The 16,474-nt window shown below is 34.1% G+C and carries 23 protein-coding genes, 1 tRNA gene, 2 pseudogenes and 1 other annotated feature; of the genes and pseudogenes, 6 read left to right on the top strand and 20 right to left on the bottom strand.

Going from position 1 to position 16,474, the window contains the following annotated elements; all coding sequences use genetic code 11:
* Nucleotides 1-63: 63 nt before the first annotated feature.
* From RV14_RS11110 to RV14_RS11050, 13 genes and pseudogenes are all read right to left on the bottom strand, one after another.
* Nucleotides 64-267: a phage holin gene (locus RV14_RS11110; protein WP_071856316.1), complete on the bottom strand. Its 204-nt coding sequence runs from the start codon at nt 265-267 to the stop codon at nt 64-66.
* On the bottom strand, nt 264-488 hold the full coding sequence (locus tag RV14_RS11105; RefSeq protein ID WP_071856315.1) for a hypothetical protein: 225 nt from the start codon (nt 486-488) through the stop codon (nt 264-266). Before RV14_RS11105 ends, RV14_RS11110 begins: the two co-directional genes overlap by 4 nt.
* Nucleotides 489-535: 47 nt before the next feature.
* Nucleotides 536-664 (bottom strand): XkdX family protein, encoded by a 129-nt coding sequence (locus RV14_RS11100; protein ID WP_071856314.1) that lies wholly within the window; start codon nt 662-664, stop codon nt 536-538.
* A gap of 1 nt (nt 665) precedes the next feature.
* A complete protein-coding gene (locus tag RV14_RS11095; RefSeq protein ID WP_071856313.1) occupies nt 666-1,055 on the bottom strand; it encodes a hypothetical protein in 390 nt (129 codons plus the stop codon).
* Nucleotides 1,056-1,067: 12 nt separating this feature from the next.
* Complete coding sequence (locus tag RV14_RS11090) at nt 1,068-3,671, bottom strand: phage replisome organizer N-terminal domain-containing protein (RefSeq protein WP_084650383.1); 2,604 nt, start codon at nt 3,669-3,671, stop codon at nt 1,068-1,070.
* 6 nt (nt 3,672-3,677) lie between these two features.
* Nucleotides 3,678-3,767: pseudogene (locus tag RV14_RS13085) on the bottom strand (putative HNHc nuclease); the annotation flags it as partial.
* Nucleotides 3,767-4,018: pseudogene (locus RV14_RS11080) on the bottom strand (Sak single strand annealing protein); the annotation flags it as partial. The pseudogenes RV14_RS11080 and RV14_RS13085, both read right to left, overlap by 1 nt.
* On the bottom strand, nt 4,011-4,352 hold the full coding sequence (locus RV14_RS11075) for a hypothetical protein (RefSeq protein WP_002375509.1): 342 nt from the start codon (nt 4,350-4,352) through the stop codon (nt 4,011-4,013). The pseudogene RV14_RS11080 and the gene RV14_RS11075, both read right to left, overlap by 8 nt.
* A gap of 55 nt (nt 4,353-4,407) precedes the next feature.
* Nucleotides 4,408-4,638, bottom strand: coding sequence for a hypothetical protein (locus RV14_RS11070; protein ID WP_071856312.1), 231 nt, complete (start codon nt 4,636-4,638; stop codon nt 4,408-4,410).
* On the bottom strand, nt 4,635-4,823 hold the full coding sequence (locus RV14_RS11065; RefSeq protein WP_002311421.1) for a hypothetical protein: 189 nt from the start codon (nt 4,821-4,823) through the stop codon (nt 4,635-4,637). Before RV14_RS11065 ends, RV14_RS11070 begins: the two co-directional genes overlap by 4 nt.
* Before the next feature lie 20 nt (nt 4,824-4,843).
* Nucleotides 4,844-5,128, bottom strand: a complete 285-nt coding sequence (locus RV14_RS11060; RefSeq protein ID WP_071856311.1) for a hypothetical protein — start codon at nt 5,126-5,128, stop codon at nt 4,844-4,846.
* Nucleotides 5,106-5,318 carry a helix-turn-helix domain-containing protein gene (locus RV14_RS11055; RefSeq protein ID WP_047937698.1) on the bottom strand — a complete coding sequence of 71 codons (213 nt, stop codon included), beginning with the start codon at nt 5,316-5,318 and terminating at the stop codon, nt 5,106-5,108. Before RV14_RS11055 ends, RV14_RS11060 begins: the two co-directional genes overlap by 23 nt.
* 12 nt (nt 5,319-5,330) lie before the next feature.
* On the bottom strand, nt 5,331-6,074 hold the full coding sequence (locus RV14_RS11050) for a Rha family transcriptional regulator (RefSeq protein ID WP_071856310.1): 744 nt from the start codon (nt 6,072-6,074) through the stop codon (nt 5,331-5,333).
* A 298-nt stretch (nt 6,075-6,372) separates the two neighbouring features.
* Between RV14_RS11050 and RV14_RS11045 the strand changes: the two genes are divergently transcribed.
* The 4 genes from RV14_RS11045 to RV14_RS11030 are packed head-to-tail and all read left to right on the top strand — an operon-like array spanning nt 6,373 to nt 8,675.
* Entirely contained in the window at nt 6,373-6,720 is a 348-nt protein-coding gene (locus RV14_RS11045) for a helix-turn-helix domain-containing protein (RefSeq protein ID WP_047937696.1), read from the top strand.
* Nucleotides 6,721-6,755: 35 nt separating this feature from the next.
* Complete coding sequence (locus RV14_RS11040) at nt 6,756-7,151, top strand: ImmA/IrrE family metallo-endopeptidase (protein WP_002321996.1); 396 nt, start codon at nt 6,756-6,758, stop codon at nt 7,149-7,151.
* Between the two features lie 52 nt (nt 7,152-7,203).
* Complete coding sequence (locus RV14_RS11035; RefSeq protein WP_071856309.1) at nt 7,204-7,515, top strand: hypothetical protein; 312 nt, start codon at nt 7,204-7,206, stop codon at nt 7,513-7,515.
* Between the two features lie 11 nt (nt 7,516-7,526).
* Nucleotides 7,527-8,675, top strand: a complete 1,149-nt coding sequence (locus RV14_RS11030; protein WP_071856308.1) for a site-specific integrase — start codon at nt 7,527-7,529, stop codon at nt 8,673-8,675.
* 92 nt (nt 8,676-8,767) lie between these two features.
* Here RV14_RS11030 and rpmA read toward each other — a convergent pair whose 3' ends face one another.
* Genes rpmA through rplU form a run of 3 tightly spaced genes read right to left on the bottom strand, consistent with a single transcriptional unit; the run spans nt 8,768 to nt 9,755 of the window.
* Nucleotides 8,768-9,061: a 50S ribosomal protein L27 gene (rpmA, locus tag RV14_RS11025; protein ID WP_071856307.1), complete on the bottom strand. Its 294-nt coding sequence runs from the start codon at nt 9,059-9,061 to the stop codon at nt 8,768-8,770.
* A 12-nt stretch (nt 9,062-9,073) separates the two neighbouring features.
* Nucleotides 9,074-9,418 (bottom strand): ribosomal-processing cysteine protease Prp, encoded by a 345-nt coding sequence (locus RV14_RS11020; RefSeq protein WP_071856306.1) that lies wholly within the window; start codon nt 9,416-9,418, stop codon nt 9,074-9,076.
* A 28-nt stretch (nt 9,419-9,446) separates the two neighbouring features.
* Entirely contained in the window at nt 9,447-9,755 is a 309-nt protein-coding gene (gene rplU, locus RV14_RS11015) for a 50S ribosomal protein L21 (RefSeq protein ID WP_071856305.1), read from the bottom strand.
* 19 nt (nt 9,756-9,774) lie between these two features.
* Nucleotides 9,775-9,850, bottom strand: a sequence feature (ribosomal protein L21 leader region).
* Nucleotides 9,851-9,993: 143 nt separating this feature from the next.
* On the opposite strand from rplU, the gene RV14_RS11010 reads away from it, so the two are divergent.
* The gene (locus RV14_RS11010) at nt 9,994-10,659 is read left to right on the top strand and encodes a uracil-DNA glycosylase (RefSeq protein ID WP_071856304.1); all 666 of its coding nucleotides are present in this window, start codon (nt 9,994-9,996) and stop codon (nt 10,657-10,659) included.
* 127 nt (nt 10,660-10,786) lie between these two features.
* Here the strand turns inward: RV14_RS11010 and RV14_RS11005 are convergent, their stop codons facing one another.
* The 4 genes from RV14_RS11005 to RV14_RS10990 form a co-directional block, all read right to left on the bottom strand.
* Entirely contained in the window at nt 10,787-12,418 is a 1,632-nt protein-coding gene (locus tag RV14_RS11005; protein ID WP_071856303.1) for a SulP family inorganic anion transporter, read from the bottom strand.
* 320 nt (nt 12,419-12,738) lie between these two features.
* Nucleotides 12,739-12,812: transfer RNA gene (locus RV14_RS11000), tRNA-Arg, on the bottom strand.
* A gap of 178 nt (nt 12,813-12,990) precedes the next feature.
* On the bottom strand, nt 12,991-13,674 hold the full coding sequence (locus tag RV14_RS10995; protein ID WP_071856302.1) for an O-methyltransferase: 684 nt from the start codon (nt 13,672-13,674) through the stop codon (nt 12,991-12,993).
* 67 nt (nt 13,675-13,741) lie between these two features.
* Nucleotides 13,742-14,275 (bottom strand): signal peptidase I, encoded by a 534-nt coding sequence (locus tag RV14_RS10990; RefSeq protein ID WP_071856301.1) that lies wholly within the window; start codon nt 14,273-14,275, stop codon nt 13,742-13,744.
* A 220-nt stretch (nt 14,276-14,495) separates the two neighbouring features.
* Between RV14_RS10990 and RV14_RS10985 the strand changes: the two genes are divergently transcribed.
* Nucleotides 14,496-16,343: an ATP-binding protein gene (locus RV14_RS10985; protein ID WP_071856300.1), complete on the top strand. Its 1,848-nt coding sequence runs from the start codon at nt 14,496-14,498 to the stop codon at nt 16,341-16,343.
* The last annotated feature ends 131 nt before the right edge of the window (nt 16,344-16,474 follow it).

The following is a 16,474-nucleotide window of genomic DNA, read 5'->3' as shown; positions in this document are numbered from 1 at the left end:
ACATTTATAGGCAACAAAAAAAGAGCTACGAGAGCTCCTGCTAAAATTTTCTTTTTCATTCGTTTACTCCTTATCTTTTAAATTGTAAGCTGATACCCCTGTAATTACTCCTAAAAATGTCGCTATGGCATTGATAGTTAATACTGTCATATCAGTGTCATTCCATCCATATGCTTTGCCTAATGTGGCTACTAATGCAGATAAAGCTGGCAGTACTATAAGCACTGTCCATTTAATAATTTGATAATATTTATCGGGTAAAATCATTTCTTCTCGCCTCCTTTCATTTCCTGAATATCATGTTCTGCTTCATTCATCCGTCCTTCTAATAGAAAAGTACGTTCAACAATATGGTTATGCTTTTCAACTTTTTTCTCCAATTGTTCAATTCGATAAATGGTCAGTTTATTTGAAAAAACAATGCCTGCAAACGTACCAACCAATGTTCCTGCAATACTTAAAGCAGAAATAATCGCATCAATATTCATAGTTCACCAACTTTCCAACAAAAAAAGCACACTCCACGGAGCATGCTTTAACTTTCTTTATTAATAATTTTATCTGCTTCTTCCTCTGTAATGCACAATGGAACAAATTGCCGAACTTGATCTGCAGTAAAACAATTCCAGTCATACATCATTTTAATATCATCATAGGAATACATATTATTTTCCTCCTTCATTTTCTGATAATTGAAGTTGACTTTTTAATGAATCGATTTCTTTACTATTTTGAATAGTTGTAAGCATTGTTTTTGAATTGATTTGTGCTAATGATTCAGCTTTTTTTGCTAGTTCTTCATTTGATTGTTTCAAGTTTTTGTTATCATTTTGTAAGCCTATAGATAGTTCTTCTAAAAGATTCAGTTTTTTAGAAACATCTTGGGTCATAACTTCTTCCCATTTCCGCTCCCTCGGATTCCAAAATTGGCGATCTAATGGAATATCTGGTAATGGCGGTACTGAGGTATAAGGGACTCCCTCTGGGAAATCATCTGGCATGTTTTCCCAAACTTTACAACCTACCGGATAAATATATTCATACATTGCTTTCATCATTCATTCCTCCTATTCATTCGGCCATGCATCATTTGTAAAATAGCTGATGGTTCCAGAACACTCTTGATTTTCTGGTAAATTTGTAGTAGAAACCATCACAGCAATTCCCGAAGCATTCGCATAAACAGATAATGCAGGATTTCGATTGGTTTTATTCGCCAAAGTTCCACCCCAATCCTTTAGCGAAGTTGGAGTATATCCTTTTGGAAAAGCCATTAAATTTTTCCACCCGGCAAAATTAGCCGCTTTATTTGTGATCGAAAAATTGGCTACTACACTTCGTCCATCTCGTTCAAATCTGACTGAACTTTCATTGGTAAAATCTGTTGTATTCGTTGTTTTTACTGTTGTTGAAATAAATTGATCTAAAGCTACTGGTACATTATTAACTGTTGGTGTTTGTCGAAAGTCTTTGAAACCATCAATGGATTCATTTCCTGAATTATGAACCACACAGTCTTCTCTCGCAAAAATGTTTTCTGCATGCTTAGATGTAATATTCCAGCTGTAATCATTTGGATTATCGCTATCTTTCAAGCCTTCACCGAAATATTTATAATCTGTGATATTCGGAGTAGCTACATCTCCTTCTTCTATTTTTAACCACTCAATTGTGCAATTTCCAAGTGTATTTTTTGGTACTTGATAGAGTTCGATATTGCTAGGATTAGCAGTAGCTACCTCATTAGGTGTAAAAGTTAAACGCCATGTATCAACTAAACCATTCACAGGGGTTAATGTGCCGTAATCAATCGAACCATTTCCAAATAGTTTAAAAGACTGATTGACTGGCTTCGTTCCTTTTAGTGTAATTGTCATCGTTTTCCCTATTTCCAAATTCTTTCTCATTTTTGCGGCATACAAATTATAAGTTGATGTATTTATTGGAAATACAACCGACTGATTTGCCAGATTTTCATTCAAAGGAATTTTGGATATCTGCCATGGTTTTTCAAATAAGTTGGGGTGATATGGCGTAGGTATTGCTCCTTCTTCTAACTTGATATATTCTATACTGATTGATCCATCCACTATTTGGGAATTACTATCTAAACGTAGATAAGTACGCTCTACTTGTTTCATCTCTGATACACTACCAGTCACAGAAATCATTTTTGTTTCTCCAACTAACGTATCAGCTAAGTTTGTTCCCAGCAGAATGTTACCTCCAGGAAATTTTCTATAAGTTAGTCGAACTTTTGACAAGTCTCCTACAAAATCCTCATTCACTGTTACCTTAGCAGAAAGCGTATAGGTTGTTTGGGGCTTGATTTGCATGACATTTCCTGTTTCAGCACCAAATCCAGAATTTCTAAAAGTTAATTTTACACCCCTATTTTCGTTGGTGATTGTTACATTATCTTTTGTTGTAAAATAATCACTAGTTATAGTGCTTAATAGATTGGGATTTCCACTATAATCATAGTCTCCAAAATTAATGCTGTTTGAATATATCTTTTTCAACTTGCCGAGATCGCCGATTTGCTGATTCGTTTGATCAATACGATCATTTGCTTTATCAATATTAGTATTGAGAGTTGCGACATCTTGATTGGCTTTCGTGATTTTGTCGTTTGTATCTTTTACTTTCGCCTCAATCTGCGTTTCAGATTCCGCAATTTTCTGTTCAATCTCTAGCTTTCCATCAGCTAGAATTTTTTCGATTTTATCGATTGTCTGGCTAAACCCATTGAAATAATAATCTTCCAGCTCTGGCGTACTATCATCAATTGGACTGCGTTTGATATAAAAAGTAAAACGACCAGCCGTATCTAACGAGCGGTCGTTTGGGAAATCAATATATACGCTACCTTCTACTTTACCGACATATCCTAAAATATTATCTTCTAATACGATAGACACAATGCCACTCATACGATCTTCAATGGTAGCTAGATAATCATGTTTCCCATATCCGTCTTCTGCTGTTGAAGACAGAAACATCAAGCGAATCGGAACAGTTGTCCCTTCGGGTAAGCTTTGAGGGATGCCGTTTTTCCGAACTAACTTCATTCGAAGCTTAGCTGTTCCTCGATCATGCGACCAAAAAACAACATTCGTCCTGTTTGGACTACTTTGCAATTTTTTAGCAAGGCGTAAGTGTTCGTCAGAATACTTACCTCTCTTTTCTTCTTTATCTATATCTATATCTTTCTCTATCTCTATCTCTAACTCTGGTGTAGTTTTGTCTGGACATTTGTCCGACACTTGTCCTCCAGTTATTAAATTCCGTTTTGCCTCTTCTATTTTCTTTCTGTATTCTCTTTTTCTATCTGCTTCAGTTGAGGATTTTCCAATGAAACTTTGTATATCAGACATATAAATTGCTCCGTTATCTAATACGTCAATAAGCTGTAAATCACGGAAAATTTGTACCGCTTTTTCTACGACTCCTACAGAATGTCTTGTAATAGTTGCGAACATTGTAGAGTTAAATGGAATCCTGTCATTAAACATCAACTTACCTTCGTGTTTTAGACTTCTTAAATAAAGTTTGAGAAGAATATTAGAATAAATATAGCCATCTGGCATACTTTCTAAGAGAACCATCTCGTCACTATCGAAAAAATTCTCTTTTAGTTTTAAATAGTAGTAGCGTTTGTTGTCAGACAATATTTTTTACCCTCCTATTCTAAGTTTCTTAATTGTTTCCTGGTTTAACTTGATCCCTTTGATTTGATACTTATTTTTGAAATTAATCACACCTATACATAAGTACCTGTTTCATCCATAAGAAAAGGTTTATATTCCTCAACAAGAAAGTCTTGATGAGTTCCAGAAACAACCTTGTAGTGTTTATACTCATTAATAGTTACCGTTGCCTGTGGATCATTCTTTTTCATAATCTCCCATGCGTGAGCCCAAGATAAATAATCAAAATTTCCTTTTTTCTTGAGAATTTTATTTAACTTGCGACTAAAAAGTTTTTCAAAATTCGTTGTCCCTTTGTTTTCACTCATCAAATTCTGCCTCCATTTCAGCAATGTATTTCTTACCTGGTCCGTAATAAGAGATATCAATCAAGTTATCTCTGTCATACTCTTCTAATGCATCAGTCAAGCCATCTTCGATGACATAAATGTATTCAGGTTTGTTTGAATGTTTTGATAGATGAATAAGGTAAACATGATCCCAAATGCTCACAAAATTGCCCAAATCATCTTGATCACATGCTAGTTCTTCATCTGTCAGAAGATTACGTCTGATTTTTCGATTATTTGTTTCCTTGACATTCGATTTGCCCCAACTAGGATCAGTCAAATATTGATCTAGAGTGGAAAGTTCATTTTCCATATGTTAAAATCTCCTTAGATGTATTTTCTTTGTGACTCTATGCTTGCCGGCGGAGTCACTTTTTTATTTGTTGCCATGCTTTTTGCTTTTCGATATGTTGCTTGCTTAAAATAAACCGATTTTTAGCGCTTCTTCTCGTGCCATAGTTGCTCCTTTCTTTTGAGTCAAGCAGGTTGATTAAAACCATCAATGTTGCGAACAAGCTTCCTCCGATAATACTTTGGTGCGCTACAATCACTAATAACCCCAAAATGAATCCTATAAAAAGTGTGTCTGTCTTCTTCATAATCTAATCTCCCTATTTTTTATTTCTAGCATTCTCAAATCCTCAAGTTCAGAAGCAATTAGTTCAGCTTGTCTATCTGATAGCTCATCGGCTTTTCTAAGCGCTGCACGGTCATCTTGTAATTGTTTCCTGCGTTGTTTAATCAAACCGAGAATTTGATGTTCTTGTTGCAATGTGTAGGACATAAAATCATTCTCCTTTGCCTTTAAAACTCAAAGTTTTCTTTCAAAAATCTTTGAAGTTCCGATCGTTCAATTCTGATGTCTAACTTGCTCCACTGCTGTGTTTTTAAGCCTAAGTTTATCCAATGTGTTAATTTGTCATCACCAATGCCTAAAACTTTTTTTACCTCTGATTTGTTTGGATATGGAGGAAGCTCCACTGATTTGTTCATAAGGCGTAATCGTTCGTCCAACGAATTAAACACAGCATTCGTAATCTGTGCAGTTAATTCTGAAACTACTAAATTATCTGGAATTGTTATTTGCATGTTTTTCCTCCTTCTCTAATTCTGCTAATACTGCCTCGATTGGCTTGATTTGTTTATCTGGCTTTCTACGTCCATTCATAATATCCGACATGTAAGCTGTTGAAATATCAAGCTGTTCAGCTAACCAAGCTTGACTCTTGTCATGCGTAGCTAACGCCACACGTACTTTTAAAATGAAGTCCTGCGACATAACTAACTCCTCCTAAACATCCATTCTTGTTTGTCTTAATTCGAATTTCGTTACACTAGATGGTTCCCAACTATTAATAAAGTCCATCACCTTTTCGTAGTGTTTGGCTCTCAGTTGAGTCCGTGCTCCTACACCTGAAATCTTTTTGACTCCACTGTTTATATCTTTGAAAAGTAATCCAATAGTTTTACGATTTGAGCGATTAATTGAGTAGGCATCCGCTACTTCGTACACTCTTTTATTAATTCGAGAAGAAATAATGCTGTATTCACCTTGTGGTAACGGCTGATTTTCTTTTAAATCGAAAACTTCTTGTTCAATGACATCCACTCGTTGATTAGTTTCCTCACTTGCTTCTAAAGCTAGTAGTGCCAATCCTCTTTTTGTAGTTGGAATGGATACTGATTTTTCTTTTATTGTTTTTTCCATTTCATTGAATGCGTTTATATACTGCAATTTAAATTGCAATGCTTTCTTTCCAGTAAATCCCATAGCAAGCAATGTAAATCCATCACGATTCATAATTATTTGACGATATTTTTGTTTGTTTTGGGGATGAATATAAGCATCTTCGTAAAATAAGTCTGCATAATTTTGTGCCACCCCATCAAATGAGTCTGCGGAATTTTCCGCCACCCCTTCTTTCAGCTCATCGATGGCTTTTAGAACAACTTTATGTTCTTTCCCGAACACCTCCGCTACTTGCAAACTAGTCGTTACTGCTTGTTGATCTTTCATAATTACTAAGTTTGTCATATGTGTATCTCTCCCTTGTTAAATTCTGTAAGCTAATAAAATTAGCTAATTTTGTTGACACTTTCTACAAAGTTTTGTAGAATAAGTGCATAGTTAAATAAGCGCAGAATTACCCTATAAATTAACATTCTAAGTTTCCCGACCTCGAATTTGTTTACTTTATTAGGTGTCTTTCTTATTGCTTGTTAGCTTATTAAATTAGCTTACGAACATATATTATTATAAAGTTTTGTAGATGTCAACGATTATCTACAAAGTTTTTAAGATGTGTTTTAGGCATGATCGGAGAATCATTATTATGACAACATTTGAGAGAGTAAAAATGTTAGCAGATAAACGCAAAATATCTATTGTCGAATTGGAAGAAAAACTTAATTTTAGTAAAAATTCACTTTACGCGTGGAAAAAAAGTAAGCCATCCATTGATAAACTAAATGCAGTTGCTGATTATTTTAATGTCTCAACTGATTATTTGTTAGGACGCACAGATGATCCCAACATAGGAGTTGCACCAGAGGAAAGAAAACTAACCGTGGAAGAAGCTTTAGCATCTGTTATGAGTAGCGACGGAAAACCGCTCACCGATAATGATAGGGAAATACTATCAGCTATGATTGAAGCATATTTAGAGAAAAAAGATAACTAAATAAGTAGGTGAGTCATTTGGACAGTCAAATTGAAATGATAATTAATGAACTCGGCGTTAAGGTAGAAGAGCGTGAAAACCTTGATGCCGATGGCCACTATGTTGCTTGTATGAATACCATAGTAATAAAAGCTAATTTATCTAAGTATAGAAGACAAAGAACCTTATTACATGAATTAGGACACGCTTCTAAACATCATGATAATTATTTTTTATATAACTTAGCATTCTCTCTACATTCAAAAATGGAATATGAGGCTGATCGCTTCATGATTGAAAAATTATTAGATAGATATATTGCAAAATCTGAATTAGAACCACACAATATCAATTACATGAAATTTATAGAAGATAACAATTTAAGCGTTCGCTTCGAACCACTTGTGAAAGAATTATTAAAAGCTCGCATCTATTGTTATGCAGCTCTCTAAAATTTTTTAAGCAAAAAAGAACATATGTTCAAAAATAGAAAGGTGAACAAAAATGATATATACAGAATTCAAAGAATGGTTAGAAAAAAACACAACCGGATACGAAACATTTATCGTCAAAGCTACTAATTATCAAATTGAAAAAAACAAAAATAGACCCCAAAAAAAACGCTGGGATGATAAGAAAATAGATAAAGCTGTATTAGAAATGTGGAAACAAGTCGTGACTAACTTGTATCAAACAATTCGTAAAGAAAAAGGAGTTCCATTAATTAACGGGAAGGAAATATGGCTTGAATTTATAGAGGAACAAGGACTGATCGAATTTTTCAATGATAGCATGGCAGAATTAGAATTTGAATAGGGGTAATATTGATGGCAATGATAAAACAATATAAAAAGAAAAATGGCGAAAAAGCATGGTACTTTAAAACTTATCTCGGTATTGATCCGCTAACTGGAAAGAAAAAATATACTACTAAACGAGGATTTAGAACACAAAAAGAAGCAAAAACAGCACTTTCTAGGTTAGAACTAGAATTACAAAAAACAGGAATGCCCACAAGTACAAATACTACTTTCAAAGAAGCAGCAGAATTATGGCTAGAAAGCTACAAAAAAACTGTAAAAGAAAGTTCATATTCAAGGACTAAAATAATCTTTAATAAACATATATATCCCAAATTTGGAAATATTAAGCTTTCTAAAATTAATACGGCATATTGTCAAAAGGTAGTAAATGATTGGAGTGAAAAAGGAACTTCAAAGCAGTACCCTCTTTTCATAAACTATATGAATAAAGTTTTTAAGTATGCTATAAATATTGGTTTAACATCTGATAATCCAACATTAAATTTACTTATTCCAAAGCCACAAATTAAAACAGAAAAGAAATTAAAATTATATACAAAAGAACAGTTGGAATTATTTCTAAATGAAGTATCTCAAGAACAGAATCCATATTTTAAAAACAGAGACTATACGCTCTTTAGACTATTAGCATTCAGCGGATGTAGAATCGGCGAAATATTAGCACTCACTTGGGACAATATTAATTTTAAAACAAATGAAATTGCCATTAAAAAAACTGTAGCTCGTTCAGATAAATATTATATATCTGAAACTCCTAAAACCAAAAAATCAAATCGAATAATTTATTTAGATGAAAAAACTATAAAGCAACTAAAATTTTGGAAGCTCGAACAAAGAAAGTACTTATTTCAATTAAGATTTACTAAAGCTAATTATTTGTTTACCAATGACGAAAATAATTTCACAATTAATCAGTCAGTGGCAGAAAGATACAATATATATCGTGAGCGTGCCGGCTTACCTTATATCGGTCTGCATGGTTTTAGACATACACATGCATCAATGCTATATGAGGCAGGCGCAGATCACAAAGAAGTCCAAGAAAGAATGGGCCACGCAAATATAAAAACTACTATGGACACATATACACACATTACTAACAGCAAAAAAGAAGAAACAACACAAAAACTAACAAATTATATTAACTTCTAAGAAAGTATGGTCAAAAGTATGGTCAAAAAAAATCCCATAATTTACAAAAAAGCTCCATCCCTTGCTACACAAGAGATAGAGCAGTTTATTTATTAAGCTTCTTGAGCTACTGGATAAACAGACACTTGTTTTTTGTTGCGACCTTTACGTTCAAAACGTACCACGCCATCAACTTTAGCAAATAAAGTGTCGTCTCCACCAATACCCACATTTACACCCGGATAAATTTTTGTACCGCGTTGACGATAAAGAATTGATCCACCTGTTACAGTTTGTCCATCCGCACGCTTTGCACCCAAACGTTTTGATTCTGAATCACGTCCGTTAGATGTAGAACCGCCACCTTTTTTGTGGGCAAAAAATTGTAAATTCATTGATAACAACATGGTCTGCACCTCCTATTTGTCATTAATTGTTTTAATTTGGATATACTCTGAATTTTCAACTTCTATCGATTGCAACCCTAATAAAAGATTTTCCAATAGAATTTCAGCAATGTTGTTTTGTTCTTGTGTCATTCCTGAAGTGATTTCAGCATATAAATAGCCGCCTTCTTCTTCATTCATTTCGACAATCGGTTCAAAACCAGCTAATGAAGCAATCCCATTGATCGTGCTAATTGCTAAGGAAGAAACTCCTGCACAAACAATATCACTACCATAAGGACCCGCCTCAGCATGCCCTGTCAAAGTAAATGAAACAATTTGACCAGCGTCATTTCGTTTAAATGTTCCTTTGATCATTATTCAGGCCTTCCTTCTCAAGCGCTAATTAAGCGTTGATTGCGTCAATAACCACTTTTGTGTATGGTTGACGATGACCTTGTTTACGGTGTGAATGTTTTTTAGGCTTGTATTTAAAAGTCACGACTTTCTTTTGTTTGCCGTGTTTTTCAACTGTTCCTTCAACTGTAGCACCAGAAATTGTTGGAGCACCTACTTTTGTAGATTCGCCGCCTACTAAGATAACCTCGTCAAATACAACTTTTTCACCTGCTTCAACGTCAAGTTTTTCAACGTAGATTGCTTGTCCAACTTCAACTTTTACTTGCTTTCCACCTGTTTTAATAATTGCGTACATGCTATAAAGCACCTCCTTATAATAAACTTAGACTCGCCATCTTGAGTGACAACAATTGTACTTCATAAACTCATTCTGTGCGGTTGTAGCTGTGGAGTCCACAATTACAACAACATTAGGTTATCAGAAACAAAAGGATCCGTCAACTATATTTTACATAAAATACCATTAACAAATGCATGACCTCGCTTTTTTTTATTTTTCTTTTTATAATTAAGTAATGAAAGGAGACAAGAAGATGAATTATCCAGATCAATTAGTTAAAGAAGCCACAGAGCGAATGAATGGAAAAAACGTAGAAGGCTTCGTAACTGGACAAGGCCCGCTTCATCCTAAATTGATGCTTGTAGGAGAAGCTCCTGGAAAAACAGAAATTGAAAATCATGTTCCCTTTAGCGGACAAGCAGGAAAAGAATTGATGCACGCTCTTTCACTTGTGGGTTTAACCCGTGAAGAAGTTTACATCACCAGTGCCGTTAGAAGCCGCCCTTATCGCATTCTTCAACGCGTGAATAAGCACAGCCAACAAATAGAAACTGTTTATCCAAACCGTACACCAACCAAAGCAGAAGTATTGGCACATGCACTTATTTTAGATTATGAAATTGAACAAGTACAGCCAAAATTGATTGCTACGTTAGGTAATATTGGGCTAAAACGTTTATTAGGCAATACCTTTACCATCTCAAAAAATCACGGACAATTCTACAAGGGACCAATTTTAAAGCTAAATAAACAAAAAGACACCTATGAATGGAGTAAAAAAACTTACACTGTATTGCCTCTTTTTCATCCTGCCGCTATTTTTTATAACCGTTCATTAACAAAAACTCTTGATGAAGATTGGTCAAAACTTGCTCAATGGCTTAAAAACGAAACAATTTCTTCTACTGAAAAAACATAATCAATCACACTAAGGAAGAATTCAACAAAAAAAGAACCCGAAATATTTGAAAAGAGTATGCTCTTTCTCAAAAAAATTCGAGTTCTTTTTAATATACTTAATCATTTTTTTCAATCGAAAAGTTTCTTTATTCATTTACTAAAAGATCCTGTTCATGTAACGCAGATAACGCATGAGCAACCGTTTGATGTTGTTTAAATCCTTCTGTTTTCCACAAGTGCTGCAATTGTTTTTCTACTTCTGGTTGCAAAGAAGTATAAATAATCGTTTGACCATGATTTTCCGCTTTTTCTTGAAATTCATCAAAAACTGTTTTTGCCGTTAAATCAATACTTGGTACACCACGCATCGAAAAGATGACCCCTTCTTTATCACGAAGTAATTCTAATTTATTTTTTAATTTCTCAGCAGACATAAAAAAGAGCGGTCCACTGATATACACGACTGCCCAATTTTCCAATTTTTTTGTTTCCGGTAAATTCATTCGCCGCCAATCAATTGTTTCAACAGAAATAGTAATAGCAGCACTCTTGATGATAAAGAAAATACACCCACCGATCACACCAATCACAATTGCACTACTTAAATCAAAAATTACTGTACAGATCATCGTAACCAAAAATAAGAAAATAGCAGACCAATATTTCTTTGTAAACACTTCTTTAATGGTTTCCCATTCATTCATGCGCCAAGCAGTAACAATCAAAACCCCGGCTAAAGCCGGCATGGGGATTTTTGACATGATCGGGGCAAAAAAAAGCATAGATAAGAATAAAACAAATGCATGAATGATACCAGCTAATCTAGTTTGAGCACCGGATTTAATAGCAACACTTGTTCTGGCAATTGCCGCCGTTGCTGGTATCCCACCAAAAAATGGTAAAACTAAGTTGCCGACTCCTTGTGCTACCAGTTCTTGGTTACTATCTAATGATTTATTTGCCATTCGTCCAGCACAAGCTCCACAAAGCAAGCTCTCCACCATCCCCAGTAAAGAAATACTAATAGCTGGAACTACTACTTCTTTTAACCCTGAAAGCGAAAAAGCATCAAGTGTCAAACGATTACTGCTAATTAAAGTTTGAGGAATGTTGCCAACAGTTGCAATCGGTAATTTAAATAGAAGCATTACAGTCGTCGCAATAACAATAGCTAATAAAGAACTAGGAATTTTTTTTGCCCATTGTTTTGGATAAAAAATCATGCCACAGATCACCAACATTCCCATAATCATTGAAGAAAGATTCACTTGAAAGCCAAAGGTATGGTAACTGTTTAATTTTTCAAGTACATTCGTTCCTTGTGAGTGTACACCAAATAAATTATCTACTTGGCCTAATGCAATGATAATAGCAATTCCTGAAGTAAAGCCTGTGATGACTGGAGCTGGAATAAAAGAAGTCAACGTACCTAATTTAAAGATTCCAGCCAATAGTAAGAAAAAACCTGCCAGAAAAGTAGCAAGCAACACCCCTGCCATTCCTTGCGTTGCTGCAATAGACATTAAAATTGCAGCCATTGCACCTGTTGGACCTGTTATCTGATAAAAACCACCTGACAGACTGCCAACGATCGTCCCTGCAATAACAGCTGTAATCAGTCCAGCTGCTGCATCTGCACCACTAGAAACACCAAATGCTAACGCCAATGGAAGTGCAACAGCTGCTACAGTAATTCCTGCCAGTAAATCTTTTTGAAATTTCAGACGGTTATAGCCATTAAATTCTTCTTTTAATGAGAAAACATATTTTTTAAGCAATTCATAAACTCCTTTTTCATAAAATTTTATGAAGTATGCATGTACTAGCATAACATATTTTTTTCAACAACGTCATCCTCTTTATGAACATTTTCTTGAAAATACCAAATACAATTTCATTATTACGCATCAGAACACCCGAATAACTTCATATACTACTTGCTTAAAATAAATGAACTTCTTACTTATCAAATTTTTGCATACCGTTTTTATACATCGTAAAATATTGTTGTTCTTTTTTACTTTCAACTAAATAAAATTCATTTGGCACAAAACCAAAGAAAAACCGCTAGAAACAAACGTTTCTGGCGGTTTATTTACGTCACAGGAGGGATTCGAACCCCCGACCGTCCGCTTAGAAGGCGGATGCTCTATCCAGCTGAGCTACTATGACATGTTTTTTCGGAACAAAAACAATTATATAGAATCATTTTGTTTCTGTCAATATAAAATAGTTATTTTATCCATAAAAATAGAATAGGCACGCAAAATGGCTTTTCGTTCATTCATTTGTCTAAAAGGTTCACGACAAAAAACAAACTTTTTGTCGTACCTCCTAGCTGTCTATTCTATTATAAAATAATTGAATTTTTTTCTTTTGTAATCAACATCACACCATCACCTAATGGTACCAATGTAGAAGTTAAATCCGGATGCGTCATAACTACGTGTAAGAATTCATTCAATTTACGATGAATACCACGTTTCCCTCTAGGAATCTCTTCATCCGGCAATAAAATCGTTCCTCCTTGAAAAACATCGTCTACCATTAATACGCCACCTTTTTTTAATAGCCGTAAACAATCTGGCAAAAACTCAATATATTTAGACTTGGCACTATCCATAAAAATAAAATCATAAGGTCCAGTTAATTTTGGCAAAATATCGGCAGCTTGCCCTTCCAACAGCGTCACCTTTTCAGTTAAACCGAGTCTTTCGTACGTTGTCTTTGCTTTTTTGATCATCACATCAAAACGATCAATCGTTGTGACACGCCCTTCTTCACTGATTAGTTGAGCCATCAAACTAGAAGAAAAGCCAATTGCTGCTCCAATTTCTAATATATTTTTTGGGTTTAATTGCCCGAATAAAAATTGTAAAAATACCACAGTTTCATGGGGAATAATCGGTACTTCTGCCAAATGAGCTTCCTCTTCAAGTTTCCCCAATTCACCCGACAGTTTTTTTTGTTTTGTCCGCATAAAGTCAACTAGTTCTTTTTTTACTACCGGACGATGCATCATTTCATTACGCATATTTTGCCTCCTTTTCCCAATATTATACGAAGAACCTGCTCATTCTACAAGACAGTCCTTTTTCTATTTACCTATGCGGATGATGTGTAAAGAAGCGATTTAAATTTTTTCTTTTTTTAAATTCATCAAACAAATTCCAAGCATTAAAGCCAGTAAGACAAAAGGCAACACTGAAAAAGAGCCAACGCATCCAAACAAATGCTGTTTTTGATAGTAACATCCCAATATAGGGAATTTGAAATACTGGTGTTCCGATGATGTATCTTTTCCCAACTACACCGGATTCAGTCTGTAATGCACGATCTGCTTTGGTATAAAAATTTTGATGGTTTTTTTCCACCGCAATGATACGGCGAGTAGTTATTTGTTCACCTAAATTTTCATAATAAGTAATCACATCTCCTACCAATAACGTCTCAGGATTTTTAGATCGCACGTAAATCAAGCTTCCTTTACTGTAATAAGGACTCATGCCGGTATCTTCAATAATATGTGTAGATAAGCCAAAACCTTTAAGAAGTAAAACAATACTCAAAATGACTGCTAGAAGAATAATTAAAGCAACCGAACTAAAAAAAGCGATTTTTTTATAAATAGGCATTGTCTTTTTGACCCCTCTAATTATTTGTTATTGTCTCATAATATAATAACGAATAAAATTTATCAATTTTAATTCTACCTCCTTCGACTAAAAAGAGAAAGAACGTTAGCAAAAACCATAAAATAATTTTAGTTATCTAATTTTATACAGGATATCGATTGACGCCATCGTGAAAAACGTTTACCCTAAAAAAAATGTTAATTTTTGAAAGGAATAGGAAATGAACTTTTTTAATAACGTATCAAATAAAAAAAGAAACAACTTTTTAACTATAAAATGGAGTATCCTCCTTGTAATATTATTGTTGTTTTTGATAGTTTCTGTTTATTTCTTTTATTATATTTTTACGCCTACAGAAAGCGAAAAAGTAAAAGAAATAAAAAATTCATGGGTATTTTATTCAAAAAATGATCCCAATTTCCGTTTCAATAGTCGTTATATTAGTTATTTTCCTAAGATTAAGAAGGACGAAACATTTGTGATGGAGACAGTATTAGAAGATGAACTGAGCGATTCAAACTTAGTCATCCGAGAAAACTATCAATGGGTAAAAATTTATTTAGACCAGCAACTTTTATATGATCAAATAAAAGAATATAAACAAAATCGTCCTGGCTTATCTCTAGCAATTATTGATTTACCTCCAAACGCTATTGGCAAACAATTAAAAATAGAAGTTTCTTCTCCTTATGAAAATTATGCCTGTATTCCTCCAAAAATTTATCTAGGAAAAACTGGTCCTATAACCAGTTTTATTTTTTCTCAATCCGTTCCTCAAGTAATGACACTAATCATGGCACTTTTTTTAGGACTTAGCACATTAATTTATGCTATGCTTATCCTTTATAAAAAAAAGACCTTTGCTCCTTCAGTCATTGTTCTTAGTTGTTTTGCACTTTCCTTAGGGTTTAAGTCTATATCAGAAGATGTCTTGAGTAGTGTCTTTTTTGAACCAATTCTTCACTCGACATTGTCTGATACATTTAATATTTTAACTTCAATTTTTCTTATACTGTATTATTTATCACGCATGGTTCATTATAAAAAAATATATGGTTTATTCTGTCTATTCCAATCAACGATTCAACTGGGTCTTCTTTTTTATTCAGTCATATCTTCAAGTGAACTGATAGAGTTAATGCCTATTATCAATACCATTAGTGTAATCAGTACATTAGTTACTTCATTCGTTTGTATAGGAGAAGCCTATCACAACAATCATTTTTTCATTGCGTGTGCCCCATGGATCGTATTAATTGCCATTTCCCATTGCATGCTTTATATTCAAGCAGCTTTAGGCATTTATTCAACGATTAATTGGTCTACTATTTTATATATGTTAATTTTAATTATCATCATTGGCTATACGATTATCGAGTACCTCATTCGTTTTGAGCACCATCAACGAGCAGTTAATTTTTTGAAAACGAAGTCCGATTTACTGGAAAAGCACTACGAACAATTACGGAATCATATCCAAGAAATTCGTACATTAAGATTTGAATTTATTCAAAACATGGAAAACTTAGAACAGCTGATTAAAGAAAATCAACCAAAAAAAGCACAAGATTACGTGCAAGAGATCTTAGCCAATGCACAAAGTTTTGAATTTATTTTCTCGTATTCTTCTCATCAGTTAACAAATCTTATTTTAGCCCGTTATCAAGAAATAGCTTCTAAAAAAAATATTCAAGTACAATTTCAAGCGGATCTTCCAGAAGCGTTGCCTGTAAGCGATGATGATATTACGCAGCTATTAATTCACGTGCTGGAACATTCTTTTAGAGAAACCCATGCGATTGAAAATCCTATGCATCGAAAAATCTATTTATCCATGCAAAACCATGAAAATCACTTATTTATTCACTGTGAACACAGCGCAAATTATGCAACTAATCTTTTTTCTCAAGGCATTGCAGAAAACTTTGATGAACAAGAGCAATTTGATTTGATGATGATAAAAGATATAGCCGAACGTTACGCAGGTTCTTTGACACAAGAAAAAAGCAGTGAGGTCGATCGAATAAGTATTTACTTGACTAAAAAGAAGCAGAAAAAAAGAAGTTAAACTTCCTTTCTTGCCAACAAAAATATCTGAAATACGAAAGAAAAGCTGCTTCGTGCATCACTTCTTGATTTTTTTGACAAATCATAACCACCCTTCAAAAGGGCGGTTTGCACCAAGGCTATAAGCCCTTA

The sequence above is a fragment of the Enterococcus ratti genome (assembly GCF_001886195.1).
Classification (GTDB): domain Bacteria; phylum Bacillota; class Bacilli; order Lactobacillales; family Enterococcaceae; genus Enterococcus_B; species Enterococcus_B ratti.
This window is presented reverse-complemented; position numbering and strand designations above follow the sequence as displayed.